Annotated in this window: 8 protein-coding genes; all 8 read left to right on the forward strand. The window is 62.7% G+C overall.

All coding sequences use genetic code 11. From position 1 onward, the window contains the following. Positions 1-56 precede the first annotated feature (56 nt). The 8 genes from QQ992_RS09045 to QQ992_RS09080 all read left to right on the forward strand — a co-directional run bounded on the left by QQ992_RS09045 (position 57) and on the right by QQ992_RS09080 (position 15,785). The gene (locus QQ992_RS09045) at positions 57-1,079 is read left to right on the forward strand and encodes an AraC family transcriptional regulator (RefSeq protein WP_286113101.1); all 1,023 of its coding nucleotides are present in this window, start codon (positions 57-59) and stop codon (positions 1,077-1,079) included. A 96-nt stretch (positions 1,080-1,175) separates the two neighbouring features. Beyond that, entirely contained in the window at positions 1,176-5,699 is a 4,524-nt protein-coding gene (locus QQ992_RS09050) for an NEL-type E3 ubiquitin ligase domain-containing protein (RefSeq protein WP_286113103.1), read from the forward strand. Between the two features lie 82 nt (positions 5,700-5,781). Beyond that, the gene (locus tag QQ992_RS09055; RefSeq protein WP_286113105.1) at positions 5,782-10,101 is read left to right on the forward strand and encodes an NEL-type E3 ubiquitin ligase domain-containing protein; all 4,320 of its coding nucleotides are present in this window, start codon (positions 5,782-5,784) and stop codon (positions 10,099-10,101) included. Between the two features lie 128 nt (positions 10,102-10,229). Continuing rightward, positions 10,230-11,876, forward strand: a complete 1,647-nt coding sequence (locus QQ992_RS09060; protein ID WP_286113107.1) for an acyl-CoA synthetase — start codon at positions 10,230-10,232, stop codon at positions 11,874-11,876. A 13-nt stretch (positions 11,877-11,889) separates the two neighbouring features. Then, positions 11,890-12,657, forward strand: coding sequence for an SDR family NAD(P)-dependent oxidoreductase (locus QQ992_RS09065; RefSeq protein WP_286113108.1), 768 nt, complete (start codon positions 11,890-11,892; stop codon positions 12,655-12,657). A gap of 11 nt (positions 12,658-12,668) precedes the next feature. Continuing rightward, entirely contained in the window at positions 12,669-13,862 is a 1,194-nt protein-coding gene (locus tag QQ992_RS09070) for an acetyl-CoA C-acyltransferase (RefSeq protein WP_286113109.1), read from the forward strand. An 8-nt stretch (positions 13,863-13,870) separates the two neighbouring features. Next, positions 13,871-14,998: an acyl-CoA dehydrogenase gene (locus tag QQ992_RS09075; RefSeq protein WP_286113111.1), complete on the forward strand. Its 1,128-nt coding sequence runs from the start codon at positions 13,871-13,873 to the stop codon at positions 14,996-14,998. 13 nt (positions 14,999-15,011) lie between these two features. Further along, a complete protein-coding gene (locus tag QQ992_RS09080; protein ID WP_110740400.1) occupies positions 15,012-15,785 on the forward strand; it encodes an enoyl-CoA hydratase in 774 nt (257 codons plus the stop codon). Positions 15,786-16,023: the final 238 nt, after the last annotated feature.

The following is a 16,023-nucleotide window of genomic DNA, read 5'->3' on the forward strand; positions in this document are numbered from 1 at the left end:
GGCTGTTTTCTGCGGGGCGGCCTAAGATGGCCGGCAACCACTCGACAGGACCGTCGATGAGCGAAAAAGACACCATTTCCATGCAACTGGTGCGCGAAGCGCTGTTGCAGACCTGCCCGGCGGGTGAGCCCGACAGCGGCTTGCTGGCCCGGGCTGGCATAGCGGTCGAGCACCTGCACCTGCCTGCGGCACGGGTCAGCGCCGAGTCCTATGCCAGGCTGTGGCGCTTGCTGGCGCGGCGCTGCAACGACGAGTTCTTCGCCATGGACCCACGCGGCCTGCGCAGCGGCAGCCTGGCCTTCATGTGCCGTGCCAGCATGGGCCAGCCGACCTTGGGCGCGGGGCTGGAAACCGCGCTGGCGTTCCTGTCGTTGATGCTTGAAAACCTGCAGCCCAGCCTGGTGCGCCAGCAAGGCCTGGCCGAGATCGTCATCAATGAACCGCGTGACGAGCCCCGGCGTGCGTTCACCTATTTCACCTTCTGGATGATCGTGCATGGCGTGGCCTGCTGGCTGGCCGGGCGGCGTATTCCGATCCTGGCCATCGACCTGCGTTGCGCCGAGCCGCCGTTTTGCGACGATTACCGGGTGATGTTTTCGGAGAACCTGCAGTTCGAACGCCCGCGTACGCGCATGATCATCGCCGCCGAATGCCTGGACCTGCCGCTGCGCCGTAGTGATGAGGAGTTGCAACGGTTTCTTGCCGAGGCCCCGGGCAATATCCTGGTCAAGTACCGTGACCCGGCCAGCCTGGGGCGGCGTATCCGCACCGATCTGTTGCGTTTGACGCCGGGTGACTGGCCCGATGCTGACGGCCTGGCACGGCAGCTGTGCCTGTCGCCGTCGACCCTGCGCCGGCGCCTGGCAGAAGAAGGGCAGAACTACCAAGGGTTGAAGGACAGCGTACGCCGGGAGCTGGCGATCGCCTGGCTAAGCCGGGAAGACGTGGCCATGGGTGAAATCGCCGAGCGGCTGGGGTTTGCCGACAGCAGTTCGTTCTACAAGGCTTTTCGCAAGTGGTTCGGTTGCAACCCTGGGCACTATCGTGCGTTGACGCTGGCGCGTGGCGAGCATGAATGAAGTGCCGGTGCTGTAACCACCGAACCGTTTCCAGCTGCTTACAGAGAGCCTCAAGCACAAGCATGGCACTTTTTCCGCCCAGAGAATGGAACCGCCATGCCCATCGACCCTGTTGCCGCGCAACCAACGCCTGTTGTTCAAGACCGGCTTTTGACCGCTACCGATGACTTCATCAAGCACCAACTGCCGGCGTGGCTCGGCCGTGCCTCTGAAGGGCAGATAAAGAAGCTGCACGACCAGTTCAAGGTGCACCAGCAGCGCCAGGCGCTACTGCGCACGGCAACGGGCGACGTACTGGATTTGAGTGCCTTTGCCGTCAGGCATTTTCAGACACTGCTGGGCAGTAGTGTGCCAGCCGGTACGACGGTGGCGGATTTAGCCTGGATAACCGAGCATGCCGAGATCCTGGCTGTAGTACCCCCCGCTGTCGCCGCCACGTACCGCTATACCTACGAACCTGCATTGTCGAAATTGATGCAAGGCTTCGCCGCGGGTAGCGGTTACATAAAGGGCAATGGCCTGGGGTTGCAGGGGAGTCATCAGGTGCTGGTCGAAGGCGATAGCACCTTTATCGAGCGTTGCCGTCAGCTGGACGTGGGCAAGCTTTATCAGGACAAGCTTGATGAGGTTTTCAACGACAACAACCTCGCGCACCTGGCCGAAGATAAGCGCAGTGGGTTCCTGCTAGCGGTTGAAGTTGCCGCACTCAGGGGCACTTTTACTGCCAGGGAACTGATCGCCTTGCGGCAAGTGGCGCAGCATCTACCCGATACCGTTGACCAACCTTTGCCGCAAGGCGTCGGGCTGTTGGCGCTGTTGGGGCATACGCTGCCCAATGCGTTACTGGTCGAACTGCCTGCGCAAGGGCGCACCGCCGAAGGCCTCCTGCTGTATTTGCCAAACGACCCTCATCAGGCATTGAGGCGCTTCACTTCATTGGAAGATATGCAGTGCCAGTGGGTCGAGGCATTACGACAGCCTGACTTCCGGCAGAGCCTGCTCGCTCAGGTCAACCTCAAAGACCGCGCGGCTTTCATGACGGTACTGGATGCTCGGCTGAAAGACCGGCAACCCGATCTGCAATTGAGGCGCAGCGCTATCGCCGCCGACGCGTTCATGACGCTGGCCAGGTTGCAGGTGCAGCAGGTGAAGGGAGATGCGCGGCTGGTGCTGGTGCCCACTGCCGATATCGACGAGGCGAAGGCGCGGCTAAGGCTTCAGGCGTGGGCAGCGGTGGGGATGGGGTTGAGCAATGTCGCCGGGCTGTTCGTCCCGGTGGTGGGTGCATTGTTGCTTGGGCAATTTGTGGTGCAGACCCTTTCGGCGGTATTCGAAGGTGTCGCGGACTGGTCTGAAGGCCATCAGCATGAGGCGCTCGAGCATATGCTGAGGGTGGCCCGGTCGGTAGCGGTGACAGGCGCTACCGTGGCGGGCGTGGTTGCGCTGCGCAGTGCATTCGTCGATGCGCTTGAGCCCATTGCCCTGGGGGATGGTCGCAAGCGGTTATGGGCCTACGATTTGAGGCCATACGAGGGGTTGCCGGATAACCCGCACCTGCAAGCCGATGGCCTGTATGGCCCAGGCGAGCGCCGCTGGATGCGTGTGCAATCACGCTACTACGAGGTGCACCGGCCAGACCCGCAAGGCCCTTGGCGGCTTCGGCACCCGCTTCGCGATGACGCCTATGGGCCTGTGGTGCTGCACAACGGCCAGCGTGGCTGGCGCCTGATGACCGATCGGCCACTGGAGTGGAATGACAGTGCCCGCATGCTTGATTGCCTGTGGCCACAAGACCCGCCCATCGACGCACAACGGGCAGAGCAGGTGCTGTATGTGGCAGGCATGGGCCGTGACCAGTTGCGTGGCTTGGTGGTGGAGAACCGCCCGGCACCTGCCAATCTGGCCGACACCTTGCGGCGTTTCGAGGTGGACGCCCGGATCGACGTGTTCATCAGCCACCTTGAACGCGGCAGCGTGACGCCCGGTGAAGAACAATTGCTGCATTGGTGCAGGCTCGCGGTGGGTGACGCGCAGGGCGAGGCCGGGCTTTTCGCCAATATCGTTCAGCAGATGCCATTGTTGCGTTGGCGCCTGTTCGAGCACTTTGCGCATGCGCCCGAGCCCGGTTCGTCCATGGCCACGCTAGTGAAGCGTGATTTCCCCGGGTTGCCAAAAGCCTATATCCCGGAAGTGCTCGATGGCGTTGACGAGGCCACGCATGAACTCGCCTATCGGCAACAGCGCCTGCCGCTGGCACAGGCGACCCGGGCACAGGCCCTGTTGCGCAGCGCTCGGCTGGCCCATGCCGTGGAGGGCTTCTTTCTCGGTAGCAGCAGTTACAGTCAGACTGACGAGCTGGCGATCGCTGTGCTACGCCAGCTGCCCGGCCTGCCTCGAGACTTGAGCCTGCAAGTGCGTGACGGTACAGCGCAAGGGCGCTTGCTGGCAGCAGTCGGCGCTGAAGGGCGTGTGGCAGACCGCATACTCGTGCGTGATGGCAGGCTTTTCAAGGTGTTCGATGGGCAACGGCAGCCCATACAGTTGCCAGGTGATGCGCCGACCACGATCTTCGAGGCGATCTGCGCGGTGTTGTCGCCCGAACAGGCGCAAGCCATGGGCATGCGGCCAGGCGACAGCGCCGTTGAACTGCGCCATTTGCTGTGTGCCCAGCTGCCGGCCACGCGGCAGGCGTGTGCCGAATGGCTGGGGTGGCCTGTGCAGTCCGGTGGGTTCGACCCTGGGCAACGCTTTGCCGACGGGCGTGTGGGTTATCCATTGAGTGGGCGCGGCGCAGCAGCTGCGCCCAATCCCAGGCAAACCCTGCTCGAAGGGTTGCGCAGGCTTTTCCCGGGGCTGGATGACAACCAGTTGAACCAGGCGCTGGAGCGCCTGTTGCAAGGGGATGACATGCCCTTCGCCATGCTGGCGTCGCTACAGCAAGAACATCTGGATTTGAACCGTGCGTTGAACCTGTGGGTATCCTCAGAACTGCGCGACGCCCGTCGCGGTAACCGACAACGGCTGGCGGAATGCCTGCTGGCAGCCTGGCGTGGTCAGGGGGAGCGGGTAGTGCAGGTGGGGGGCGAGCCCGGTGGGTTGCGGATGACCCTGGGGTTCAGTGAACTGGCGACGTTGCCTGCTCTGCCAGAGCATGTGGTGTTCACTCATGTGACACTGATGACCATCAGCGATACCGCGCTCACTCTGGTGGCCGATGACTTTTTGCACGGTTTCCCTCACGTGCGCGCCCTGAACCTGAGCGGTAATCGCTTGTTGAGTATCCCGCCAGGCATCGCCCGCATGCCTGGCCTGCAATCCTTGCGCCTTGCACGCAACCTGATCCGCCTGAACGCGGCCGCCGTCGAGGCACTGACGCGCCTGCCTGGGCTAACCCGCCTTGATTTGAGCTACAACCCATTGGGCGCAACGCAATTCAGTGTGTCGGGGCTTGCGCAATTGCTCAGCCTGAGCCTGCGGCATTGCCGCTTGAGCGAATGGCCCGTGCACATCGAACGTTGCCCGCGCTTGCAAATGGTGGACCTGCGAGACAATCAGCTAAGCCATATTCCGCCCGAAACGTTGAACATGTCGCAAGCGTTGCGCCAGGCATTTCTGGTCGAAGGAAACCCGTTGCGCAGCCAGCAAGTGATGGCGCTGTATGCGTTGGAGACGATTGACGAAGCCGGGCCGGAAATGGACCACACGCCCAGTCGCGCGCTGTGGCTTGAAGTACTGCCTGCCTCGCAGCGCTTCGAACATGGCTTGAGCTGGGACAGCGTGGCAGGTAGCCGAGGCAGTTCGCCGTTCTTCCAGTTTCTGGGGCGGCTTGATGCTGTCGCCGATTACGCTCGGGCGCGGGCGTATCTTGGCGAGCAGGTCTGGAGTCTGATCGTTGCTTTGCAGACTGATGCATCGTTGCGTCTGGTCGTGTTTGAACAAGCGGCTGAAATGCCGGCCTTGCCCAACCGGATAGCCGACACGTTTAGCCGCATGCAGTTACGCCTGTTACAGGTTCAGGCCGAAAGCAACTACAGGCAGTACCGGCAGGTGCAAGCACACATCGCGTTAGGGCGTGGGCTGTATCGTCTGGACCTGCTGGAAACGATGGCGCGAGAGACCGCCGAGCAGGTGAACCAGGCGCGTGCCTTGGCCAACGGACGTGCGCTTGCCTCAGGCCGCCAGCCCCCTTATGAAGGTGACATCAGTGTCGCTGAGCTTGGGCTCTTCTACCGCGTCAGCCTGCGCGAAGCGCTGAGCCTGCCAGGCCAGCCGCAGACCCTGCATGCGGCAGAGCAGTTGGGCGTCAGCGAGGCTCAGGTCAGGGCCGTCGAGAGGGCCATCATCCACTGGGAGGCCACCGAAGGGTTTGTCGACGACCTCAGCCGTCGCGGCTTTTGGCAGTTGTACCTGGCACATCGATACCCACAGGGTTTTCAAGCTATCGAGGCAGATAACCGAGACCGCATTGCGCGTTTTACTCAAGGCAACCCTCGGGCGACACTCCAGGTGCGCGCCGCCGCCCTGCAAGAGTTTGCATTGACGCTGGAGATGGCGTTGCACCAACACAGGATGATGCTGACCCGGTTTGAACTGAGGTCCGCCTTTGCGCGGCAGGGCTGACACCCGGGATCGGTTTTCCCGATTCTGCAAGGTATCCAGGTGATTGCACTGTAGGTGTTCATTGACCATCTGCGGTGCAACCATGACTGAGCTGAAAACAGACCCGCTACGCGAGCAAGCCACAGACGCCTTCATCACCCAGCTACTGCCTGGCTGGCTAAAAAACCTGAGCCATGAGCAACTGAAAACCCTGCGCAGTTGCTTTCAGCAGCACGTTCAGAGCCAGCAAGCCGTTCAGCACGCACTTGCCGGGCTCGAACCGTTGGATACCTTCGCCAGCACACGCCTGCAAGCGCAGTTGCGGGTGACATTGGCCCAGGACATCGCAATTGACACTGTTCAGTGGCGCGAGGAACGTCGTCGCCTGGAGGCCAATGAAGCTGGCCCTACGCGACACGAGCGCTATTTCGTCCGCCTCCCTGGGCTGCAGAAACTTCTGCAGAACTTCAAACGTAATGAAACCTTTTTCCCGCTCACCGGCCTGGTCTATCCAGCCGAACCTGCAGCGGAGCACTCGGACCAGGTACTTTCGGCAGATAGCGCGCGGTTGGTTGAGGCCTGTCGCACGCTCGATGTTGGCCAGCAGTATCAACAGCACCTGAACAGCGTGTTGAACACAGACTGCCTGGCCACGCTGGCAGAAGACAAACGCCAGCAACTGCGCTTGGCCATCGAGTTGGCGGCCTTGCAGGGGCAATTGCTGAGCGATGAGCTGGCGCTGCTGCGCTGTTGCGTCGACGATCATCCGGTGACCAACCTTGCCGGGCTCAGGCTGGTCGCAGGTTGGTTGAAGACGTTGGACGCACCTGTGGAAGGCGCGATGGCTTTTGAGGTTCAGGCGCTGCGGATACCGGCCCCAAATACATCTCCGTTCGGGGTGCGGCGCGTAATCCTTTACTTGCCTGGCGCGCCAGGGCGATCACTGCACGCCTTTGCCAGCTGGCGAGATGCCAGCCTGGCTTTGGGCACATGGTTACAAAAACCTGCCTGCCAAAAGGCGTTCGTCCAACGTATTGCCCTTGCAGACCGCCCAGCCTTTCTTGAAACCTTGCACAAACGCCTGGAAGACACCAGGCCTGATGCGACATGCGAGTGTGTACCGATCGATGTGAATGTGTTTCAGGCCTTGGCCAATCTGCACGCCGAACGTATTCGTGGTGATGCCCGGCTTCTGGCGGTGCCCACCGCGCAGATCGATGCGCGTGTCAGTGCCGAGCACTGGCAGGCATTGGCCTCGGCGGGCACGAGCCTGCTCAACCTGGCCGGGCTGTTCGTGCCGGTGATCGGTGCGTTGCTGGTGGCTGACCTGGTGGCGCAAACGCTGGGCGAGTTCTGCGAGGGTGTGCGGGACTGGCAGTTGGAGCACCAGCACGAAGCCATTGAGCACCTGATGGGTGTGGTCGAGACCGTGGTGATCAGTGCGGCCCTGGTGGCGGGTACCTCGTTGATCGCGAAGGGCTTCACGCGCAGTGCAAGGCTCGACCGGCGCGTGCCGGTACTGAATGATGCGGGCATGCCACGGCTCGGGTTGATGGTCACCGAAAACCCTCTGGATTGGGCGGGGGAAAAGCTGTTGCTGAGCCGCCTCTGGCCACAAGCACAAGCGCTGGATGACTCACGTGTCGGGCACATCCTCAAGGTTGCCGATATCGACCAGGAGCACTTGCGCGGCCTGCTGGTGGAGAGGCGTACGCTGCCGGTGCAATTGCGCGATACCCTTGAACGTTTCGCTGCAGATGCACGCGTTGAGGCTTTTTTCGACCAATTGACCCAAGGCCGGGTCGATGACGCGGAGCTGTTTCTGTTTTGCACCGACACCCTCAAGCTTGCTGCCTTGCCCCGAGCCGAGCAGGTCTTGACGGTTATCGAGCAAACGGCCCGCTTGCGCGGGCCATTGTTTGACTTCTGCTCCCATCGTTATCTGCCTGCCGATGACGTGTTGCCTTTGATGCGGCGGGACTTCAAAGGCCTGCCAGATGCCTACGCCCTCGAAGTGCTCAAAGTGGCAAACGAAGGGCAGCGCGACCGCATGCTCAGTGAACAGCGCATACCGCTGGCGATTGCCGAGCGGGCCCGCGAACTGTTGCAGGTGGCACGGCTGACGCGGATGCGCGAAGGTTTGTTTCTCAAGGCCAGTTACCACCCCGACACGGTTGCATTAGTCTTTGCCCTTTTGCGCAAGCATGCCCGGCTCTCGGCTGCGTCCGACATCCAGTTGCGTGAAGGCTCGGACGTTGGCCGTGTGCTGGCGAGGTTGAATCCCCAGGCTGACCCGCAACACGTCACCACGGTGCTGGTAAGGCGTGAAGGCGTCTTCAAGTGCTACGACCTGCAAGGGCGCGAGCAGAATGTGCACCTGGATGACCCTGAAGACCTGACCGAGGTGCTGGCCAGGCATTTGGCCCGGGATGATCTTGCGCGCCTGACATGGGACGGTGCGCAGGCCCGTGCACAAATGGCCAATGCACTGCGCAGCTGGTTGCCTGCCACCCGCGAGGCACAGCTTGAGTTGATGGGCTGGCGCGCGATCGACGTGCCGCACAACCCTTTGCGTCGGCTGCCCGATGGCCGCTTTGGCTATCTGCTCAACGGACGTGATGGCCTACGCGAGCCCCTGCGTCGTGACCTTTACGAAGCGGTGGGCACGTTGTACCCGTCACTCGATGCGCAAGAGCTGGAGGAGTACGTGACGCTCCTGCTGCAACGACCTGAGTCGGCGTACGCTGTCATCATTGCGCAGTATCGCGAGTATCTGGCGCTTGATCAGGCGTTGGACGACTGGATGAGAGACGCCCCGCAAGGCCGCTTGCGCGAGGTGCGCCGACAGGCGGCCGACACGTTCCGTCGCTGTTGGCGTTTGCAAGTACCCGATGGGCAGGCTGAGGCTGCACATCAGGCAGTCAACCGTTTCAGCCTGGTTGGCGCAGATATTGGTAACCTGCCAGTTCTGCCCGAGGGGACGAACTTCATGCATGTCACCGAACTGGTTTTGGCAGGGTTGCGAATCGAGTCTTTGCCGCGGGGCTTCCTGCATTGTTTCAGCCGCTTACGTCGCCTTGATCTCTTCGATAACCAGCTGACCGAGCTACCTGTCGGTATTGATGATTTGCCGCAACTGACCAGCCTGGGGTTGTCGCACAACCGCCTTAACTTGACCGAAGCAAGCGTCCGTACCTTGGGCAGCATGGTTCTGTTGCAAGAGCTGAACTTGAGCTTCAACCCGTTGGGTGCAATAAGCCTTCGGCTCGCTGGTTTATCCCACTTGCGTGTGCTGAGCTTGCGTCGGGCCAACTTGACGGCAGTGCCAGTGGGCGTGGTGCGCAGCGGGCGACTGGAAATCGTGGACCTGCGCGACAATCAGATCTCCCAATTACCTGAAGCGTTGTTCCGGGCGCCGTTGCAGTTACGTCGGGCGCTGTTGCTTGACAACAACGCGCTGCCTGTCGCCGACCGTGACCGTCTGGTGGCACCTGACCCCATGCGGCTGCCGGTGCTGCCGCCCACAGACCCCTTCATGCAGTCGCGGCAACGCTGGTTGGCATTCGTGGAGCCCGCTGCAATGGCGGCCAGCACTCGACACTGGGATACGCTTAGGGCCTACGAGCGCAGCGACGAGTTCTTCCGGTTACTCACCTTGCTGAGTGAAACCAGCGATTACCGGCAGCAGCCGCAGAGCCTGGCATCCAGGGTGTGGTCCATGATCGAGGCCGCCAACGGCGACAGCAGTTTGCGTACCGACCTGTTCGAACTGGCTGCTGCGCGAGGCTGCGTGGACCGGATGATCTCGTGTTTCAGCCGCCTGGAGGTCCGGGTGATGCTGGCTCAGGCCATGCGCGCAGGGGGCGAGGCGGGTGAGGAACAGGCTTTGCTCGAGCTGGCTACGGGGTTGTTCCGGCTGGAGCGGGTGGAGGCCATCGCACAGGCCGAAATCGAGCGCCAGACCACACTGGAGGCCGACTTGCTGCGCAGTCGAGGCTACACCCAGGCGCAGGCGGACACGCAAGCGTCTGAGCGTGTGGACGCCATCGAGGTGAACCTGGCTTACAGAGTAGGGTTGGCACGAACGCTGAAACTCCCCGGTCAACCCAAAACCATGCAATTCCAGCCGTTGGCCAAAATCAACCAGCAGCGGCTTGCCAACGCGGCGGCCTCGGTCAGATGGGCGTCCAGAACCGAGGCGCTGGTGGCGTTCGTCAGCCAGCGGGACTTCTGGGTGGCCTACCTGGAACGTCGTCATGCCGCTAGGTTCGCGGAGGTCAAAGCGCCTTTCTGGGACCGGCTGGAGGAGGCCACCGATGAAAGCGCCGCCGCGCAGGTCCAGCGCGAATTTGATGAGGCGGTACGCAGGCTGGTTGTGCAACTGACGCGCGCAGCACTGGGCAATCACCCCGAAGCGCTTTGACAGGCGGTTTTACGGGCCAAACCGCTCATCTCGATTGAGCGGTTTGGCCATTGCCGTAGCGGCCCTGCGGCTCCACCATCAACAGACCGATGGTTCCACTCCAAAAACAAGAAACCAGGAGTCCGAAGATGCGTGATTACGCCGAGGCCGCTCGTGCGTTCGACCATGCCAACGCCGCTGCTGTGGCATTGCATGGCAACCTCGAAGCCCTTAATGCCTGTGTCGAATGTTGTGATCGGCATGCCGGAAGCGGCAAGCTGGCGCTGGTTTACGAAGACCGCGATGGCAATAGCGCGCGCTACAGCTTCGATCAGCTCAAGGCGCAGGCAGCCCGGTTTGCCAATGTGCTCAAGGCGCAGGGGGTGGGGGCCGGAGACCGGGTGGCCGGGTTGATGCCGCGCACGCCCGAACTGCTGGTCACCATCCTCGCCACCTGGCGCCTCGGGGCGGTTTACCAGCCCTTGTTCACGGCGTTCGGCCCCAAGGCCATCGAGCACAGGCTCGAGCAATCCCACGCCCGAGTGGTCGTCACCGACAGTCAGAACCGCGCCAAGCTGGACGATGTGCAGGCCTGCCCGACCATCATTACGGTCAGGGCCCGCAGCGGTGAGCTGGACTTCCAGCAATGCCTGGAGCGCGCAGCGGATGCCTGCGAGCCGGTGATGCGCTCGGGCAACGATCCGTTCCTGCTGATGTTCACCTCCGGAACCACCGGCCCGGCAAAACCATTGGAAGTACCGCTGCGGGCGATTGTCGCGTTCCAGGGCTACATGCGCGATGCCATCGAACTGCTTCCTGAGGACAACTTCTGGAACCTGGCCGACCCGGGTTGGGCGTACGGCCTGTATTACGCCGTTACCGGGCCGTTGTCGCTGGGGCACGCCACCACCTTCTACGATGGCCCGTTCAGTGTTGAAAGTTGCGCCCGGGTGATCGACAAGCTGGGCATCACCAACCTGGCCGGCTCGCCCACCGCGTACCGTTTGCTGATCGCTGCGGGCAATGAATTCTCGACGCCGATCAAGGGCCGTCTGCGGGTGGTCAGCAGTGCTGGCGAACCGCTTAACCCGGAAGTGATCCGTTGGTTCTCCGACGAACTGGGCGTGACCATTCACGATCACTACGGCCAGACCGAGCTGGGCATGGTGCTGTGCAACCACCATGGTTTGAAGCACCCGGTACACCTGGGCTCGGCCGGCTTTGCCATCCCTGGCCACCGCATTGTGGTGGTGGACGAGCAGGGTAACGAACTGCCGACCGGCCAGCCGGGCATCCTTGCTGTCGACCGTGAGCAATCGCCGTTGTGCTGGTTCGGTGGCTACCACGGGTTGCCGACCAAGTCCTTCATTGGCAAGTACTACCTGAGCGGTGACACCGTCGAGCTGAACCAGGACGGCAGCATCAGCTTCGTTGGCCGCAGCGATGATGTGATCACCACCTCCGGTTACCGGGTTGGCCCGTTCGATGTGGAAAGCGCGCTGATCGAGCACCCGGCGGTGATCGAGGCGGCGGTGATCGGCAAGCCCGACCCGGAGCGCACCGAGCTGATCAAAGCGTTCGTGGTATTGGCCAGTGGCTACAACGGCAGTGCCGAGCTGGAAGAAACCTTGCGTCAGCACGTACGCCAGCGGCTGTACGCCCATGCCTACCCCAGAGAAATCGAATTCGTCAGCGAGCTGCCCAAAACCCCGAGCGGCAAGCTGCAACGCTTCATCCTGCGTAACCAGGAAGTCGCCAAACAAAACGCGCAACAGGCCACCCCTGCCAGCGCCTGAAAGGAAACCGATCATGCAGATAGCCAACAAACACTTCATCGTCAGCGGCGCCGCCTCCGGGCTGGGTGCCGCGACTGCGCAGATGCTGGTCGAGGCCGGCGCCAAGGTCATGCTGGTCGACCTCAATGCCCAGGCTGTCGAGGCCAAGGCCCGCGAGCTGGGTGACAACGCCCGTTTCGCCGTGGCTGACATCAGTGACGAGCAGGCGGCCCAAGCGGCTGTCGATGCGGCTGTCAGCAGCTTTGGCAGCCTGCATGGGCTGGTCAACTGCGCTGGCATCGTCGGTGCGGAAAAGGTGCTGGGCAAGCAGGGCCCCCATGGCCTGGCCAGCTTCGCCAAGGTCATCAACGTCAACCTGGTCGGCAGTTTCAACCTGCTGCGCCTGGCTGCGGCGGCCATGGCCGAAGGGGCTGCCGATGAAGGTGGGGAGCGTGGCGTGATCATCAACACGGCGTCCATTGCCGCCTATGACGGGCAGATTGGCCAGGCCGCCTACGCCGCATCCAAGGGCGCGATCGCCAGCCTGACCTTGCCGGCCGCCCGTGAGCTGGCGCGCTTCGGCATCCGCGTGATGACCATTGCCCCGGGCATCTTCGAAACACCAATGATGGCCGGCATGACCGAAGAAGTGCGGGCTTCGCTGGCTGCCGGTGTGCCATTCCCGCCGCGCCTGGGCCGCCCACAGGAATACGCTGCACTGGCCCGTCACATCATCGAGAACAGCATGCTCAACGGCGAGGTGATTCGCCTCGACGGCGCACTGCGCATGGCTGCCAAGTAAGGAGAGCGAACATGACCCTCGCCAATGACCCGATCGTAATCGTCAGCGCCATGCGCACGCCCATGGGCGGCCTGCAGGGCGACCTCAAAAGCCTGACCGCGCCACAACTGGGCAGCGCGGCGATTCGCGGCGCCGTGGAGCGCGCCGGCATCGACGCTGCCAGCGTCGAGCAGGTGCTGTTCGGCTGCGTACTGCCGGCCGGCCTGGGCCAGGCACCAGCGCGCCAGGCGGCGCTGGGTGCCGGGCTGGACAAACACACCACCTGCACCACCCTGAACAAGATGTGTGGCTCGGGCATGCAAGCCGCGATCATGGCCCATGACCTGCTGCTGGCCGGTACCGCAGATGTGATGGTAGCGGGTGGCATGGAGAGCATGACCAATGCCCCCTACCTGCTGGACAAAGCCCGTGGCGGTTACCGCATGGGCCACGGCAAGATCATCGACCACATGTTCATGGACGGCCTTGAAGACGCCTACGACAAAGGCCGCCTGATGGGCACCTTCGCCGAGGACTGCGCCCAGGCCAATGCCTTCAGCCGCGAAGCCCAGGACCAGTTCGCCATCGCCTCGCTGACCCGTGCCCAGGACGCGATCAAGAGCGGCCGCTTTGCCGCCGAGATCGTGCCGGTGGAAGTCACCGAGGGTAAGGAAAAACGCGTCATCAAGGACGACGAGCAGCCGCCCAAGGCGCGCCTGGACAAGATCCCGCAGCTCAAGCCTGCCTTCCGCGAAGGCGGCACGGTGACCGCAGCCAACGCCAGCTCGATTTCCGACGGTGCCGCCGCGCTGGTGCTGATGCGCCGCTCCGACGCCGAAAAGCGCGGCCTCAAGCCGCTGGCGGTGATCCACGGCCACGCCGCCTTTGCCGACACGCCGGCACTGTTCCCCACTGCGCCGATCGGAGCCATCGACAAACTGATGAAACGTACCGGCTGGAACCTGGCCGAAGTCGACCTGTTCGAGATCAACGAGGCTTTCGCGGTCGTGACCCTGGCGGCCATGAAACACCTCGACCTGCCCCACGACAAGGTCAACATCCACGGCGGCGCCTGCGCCCTGGGTCACCCGATCGGTGCTTCTGGCGCGCGCATTCTGGTCACCCTGCTGTCAGCCCTGCGCCAGAACAACCTGCGTCGGGGTGTAGCGGCCATCTGCATTGGCGGCGGCGAAGCGACGGCCATGGCTGTCGAATGCCTGTACTGAGGTGAACCATGCTGGTAACTGACGAGCAACAACAGATCGCCGACGCCGTGCGCGCTTTCGCCCAGGAGCGGCTGAAGCCGTTTGCCGAACAGTGGGACAAGGAACACCGCTTTCCGAAAGAGGCCATCGACGAGATGGCCGAGCTGGGCCTGTTCGGCATGCTGGTGCCGGAGCAGTGGGGTGGCAGCGATACCGGTTATGTGGCCTATGCCATGGCCCTGGAAGAGATCGCTGCGGGTGATGGCGCCTGCTCGACCATCATGAGCGTGCACAATTCGGTAGGTTGCGTGCCGATTCTGCGTTTTGGCAGCGAGCAGCAAAAAGAGCAGTTTCTCACCCCCCTGGCCACGGGGGCGATGCTCGGTGCCTTCGCCCTGACCGAACCGCAGGCAGGCTCTGATGCCAGCAGCCTGAAAACCCGGGCAAAGCTTGATGGCGGCCACTACGTGCTCAACGGCAGCAAGCAGTTCATCACCTCCGGGCAAAACGCCGGGGTAGTGATCGTGTTTGCCGTGACCGACCCGGACGCCGGCAAGCGTGGCATCAGCGCCTTCATCGTGCCGACCGATTCGCCGGGCTATCAGGTGGCGCGGGTCGAGGACAAACTCGGCCAGCATGCCTCCGACACTTGCCAGATCGTTTTCGACAATGTGCGTGTGCCCGTGGCCAACCGCCTGGGCGCGGAGGGCGAAGGCTACAAGATCGCCCTGGCCAACCTTGAGGGTGGCCGCATCGGTATTGCTTCGCAGGCTGTGGGTATGGCCCGCGCCGCCTTCGAAGTGGCCCGCGACTATGCCAACGAACGGCAAAGCTTCGGCAAGGCGCTGATCGAGCATCAGGCCGTGGCGTTCCGCCTGGCCGACATGGCCACGAAAATTGCCGTAGCCAGGCAGATGGTGCTGCACGCTGCCGCGCTGCGTGATGCCGGGCGCCCAGCGCTGGTGGAAGCGTCGATGGCCAAGCTGTTTGCCTCGGAAATGGCCGAAAAGGTCTGTTCGGATGCCTTGCAGACCCTGGGCGGTTATGGCTATCTGAGTGACTTCCCGCTGGAGCGGATTTACCGAGACGTTCGGGTTTGCCAGATCTACGAAGGCACCAGCGACATTCAGCGCATGGTCATTGCGCGCAATCTTTGAAGGAGCAGACTGCATGGCATTCGAAACCATCCTGTTGGACATCCACGGCAAGGTCGGCCTGATCACCCTCAACCGCCCGCAGGCGCTCAATGCGCTGAATGCGCAGATTGTCGGTGAAATCAACCAGGCCCTGGACCAGCTAGAGCGTGACCCAAACATCGGCTGCGTGGTGCTGACAGGTTCGGCCAAGGCCTTTGCCGCTGGCGCCGACATCAAGGAAATGGCCGAGCTGCAATACCCGCAGATCTACGTTGACGACCTGTTCAGCGATGCCGACCGCATTGCCAACCGCCGCAAGCCGATCATCGCTGCGGTGTCTGGCTTTGCCCTGGGCGGTGGCTGCGAGCTGGCGATGATGTGTGATTTTATCCTGGCCGCCGACAACGCCAGGTTCGGCCAGCCGGAAATCAACCTCGGTGTGCTGCCAGGGATGGGGGGTACCCAACGCCTGACCCGTGCGGTGGGCAAGGCCAAGGCCATGGAACTGTGCCTGACAGGCCGTCTGATGGGCGCCGAAGAGGCCGAGCGGGCTGGCCTGGTGGCGCGGATTGTGCCGCAGGCGGAGCTGGTGGAAGAGGCGCTGAAGGTGGCGGCGACCATTGCCAGCAAATCGATCCCGGTGAGCATGATGGTCAAGGAAAGTGTCAACCGGGCGTTTGAAGTTACCCTTAGCGAGGGTGTGCGCTTTGAACGTCGAGTGTTCCATGCGGCCTTCTCCACTGAAGACCAGAAAGAAGGCATGGCCGCGTTCATCGCCAAGCGCGAGGCGCAGTTCAAGGATCGTTGATCAGACTCGGCGTTGCCGTTGCTTTTGCTTTTGCTTCTAAGCGCGCGATAGTTCAGGCAACGCCGATTGCGACTTCAGGAGGCCGAGCGAAGGGCTTGCGGAGGGAGGTGACGGGCATGGATGCCCGTCAAGCGCTGGGCCCCAGGATGGGGCCTGCAGCGCGGTCCTCCCGGGAGCAAGCCCGTAGCGAGGGAACCCCGGAGCGCAGCGTAGGGGCCGGATGATGGGAGCGGACGGT

Origin of the sequence: Pseudomonas kurunegalensis, assembly GCF_030291635.1 — a bacterium.
Lineage (GTDB): Bacteria > Pseudomonadota > Gammaproteobacteria > Pseudomonadales > Pseudomonadaceae > Aquipseudomonas > Aquipseudomonas monteilii.

Bases quoted from the DNA above. Each gene is read 5' to 3' on its own strand.
- QQ992_RS09050 (WP_286113103.1), top strand. From the start codon at position 1,176: ATGCCCATCGACCCTGTTGCCGCGCAACCAACGCCTGTTGTTCAAGAC.
- QQ992_RS09070 (WP_286113109.1), top strand. From the start codon at position 12,669: ATGACCCTCGCCAATGACCCGATCGTAATCGTCAGCGCCATGCGCACG.
- QQ992_RS09080 (WP_110740400.1), top strand. From the start codon at position 15,012: ATGGCATTCGAAACCATCCTGTTGGACATCCACGGCAAGGTCGGCCTG.
- QQ992_RS09065 (WP_286113108.1), top strand. From the start codon at position 11,890: ATGCAGATAGCCAACAAACACTTCATCGTCAGCGGCGCCGCCTCCGGG.
- QQ992_RS09060 (WP_286113107.1), top strand. From the start codon at position 10,230: ATGCGTGATTACGCCGAGGCCGCTCGTGCGTTCGACCATGCCAACGCC.
- QQ992_RS09045 (WP_286113101.1), top strand. From the start codon at position 57: ATGAGCGAAAAAGACACCATTTCCATGCAACTGGTGCGCGAAGCGCTG.
- QQ992_RS09075 (WP_286113111.1), top strand. From the start codon at position 13,871: ATGCTGGTAACTGACGAGCAACAACAGATCGCCGACGCCGTGCGCGCT.
- QQ992_RS09055 (WP_286113105.1), top strand. From the start codon at position 5,782: ATGACTGAGCTGAAAACAGACCCGCTACGCGAGCAAGCCACAGACGCC.